General features: G+C 81.3%; 2 protein-coding genes. Both read right to left on the bottom strand.

The features are described from left to right. On the bottom strand, window positions 1–243 hold a 243-nt coding region (locus tag A6V29_RS21600), incomplete at its 3' end, for a hypothetical protein (RefSeq protein WP_249933145.1). A 146-nt stretch (window positions 244–389) separates the two neighbouring features. Beyond that, the coding region (locus A6V29_RS09520; protein ID WP_502700081.1) for an SMC hinge domain-related protein at window positions 390–1222 on the bottom strand (833 nt) is incomplete at its 5' end.

Genomic DNA, 1222 nt, shown 5'->3' with positions numbered 1-1222 from the left:
GCCGCGGCGCGCTCGCGGGGCGGCGCGTTCCTGCCGCGCCTGGCGGCGGAGGGACTCCGCGCGGCCGTGCAGGGCCCGCGCCCGTTCCTCGGCGGTGCGGACGGCGAGCCTCGCCTCCGTCTCCCCCTGACGGGCAGCCGCGACCTCCGCGCGCAGCCGGTCGCGCTCCTCGGTCGGGGGCTCCTCCTCCATCGGCGCCTGCTGCGCCTCGGCCAGCCGCTGCTCCAGGTCCGACAGCGCCACCTGGGCCTGCTCGAGGGCCGCCTCGGCGCGGACACGGGCGGCCTCGTGCCGCTCGGCCTCGGCCGTGGCCGAACGGGCGGCGGCACCCAGCTCGGCGAGCTCCGCGGCGACGGCCGACCGGCCCTCGTCCGCGGCCTGCCGCGCGGTCAGCGCGCGTCGACGTCGGCCGAACGGGCGCGGGCGACCTCACGGGCGGCGGCCAGCTGGTCGGCCAGCTCGGCGGCACGGGTGACGGCGGCCGCGAGCTCGCGGTCGGCCTCATCGACGCGGGCGCGCACCTCGAGGTTGGACGGGGCGTCGCGTTGCCCGCCCAGCGCCCAGTCGGCGCCGAGCAGGTCGCCGTCGGCGGTGACCGCCCGCACCCGCGGGTGGATGCGCACCAGGTCGACCGCCGCGGCCAGGTCGGGCACGAGCGCGACCCGCTCCAGCGCGCGGGCCAGGGCAGGCTCCAGCTCGGCGGGCGCGGCCACGGCATCGAGCGCCCAGCGGGCACCGGCGGGCAGCTCCGGCCAGCCTTCACGCGGCACCGGCGGCAGGCCGCCGGTCACCAGGAGCCCGGCCCGTCCGCCGTCGCCATCGGCGAGGTGGGCCAGCGCGGCCGCGGCCTCGGCCACCCCGGACACCACCACCGCATCGGCCATGCCGCCCAGCGCGGCGGCCAGCGCCACCTCGTCGCCCGGGTGGACGGTGATCCGCTCGGCCACGGGGCCGAGGACACCGGGCAGCCCCGCGCCGAGGACGGCGGCCGCGCCGTCGGCCGGGGCGAGGCCCAGGGCCAGGGCGTCGCGACGGGCCTGCCAGGAGGCGCGATCGCGCTCGGCCTCGCGCTCGGCGGCGGTCAGCTCGGTGACGTGGGCGGCGGCGGCGGCGTGCCCGGCGACGGCGTCCTGGTGCGCAGTGACCAGGGCGACGTCGGAGTCCTCCTGCTGCTCGGCGGCGCCCCGGCGCTCGGCCAGCCGCTCGGCGGCGACCTCCGCGC

This window comes from Blastococcus sp. CCUG 61487, assembly GCF_005222955.1.
GTDB lineage: Bacteria > Actinomycetota > Actinomycetes > Mycobacteriales > Geodermatophilaceae > Blastococcus.
The sequence above is the reverse complement of the archived record's forward strand: the minus strand, read 5'-3'. Positions and strand labels throughout refer to the sequence as shown.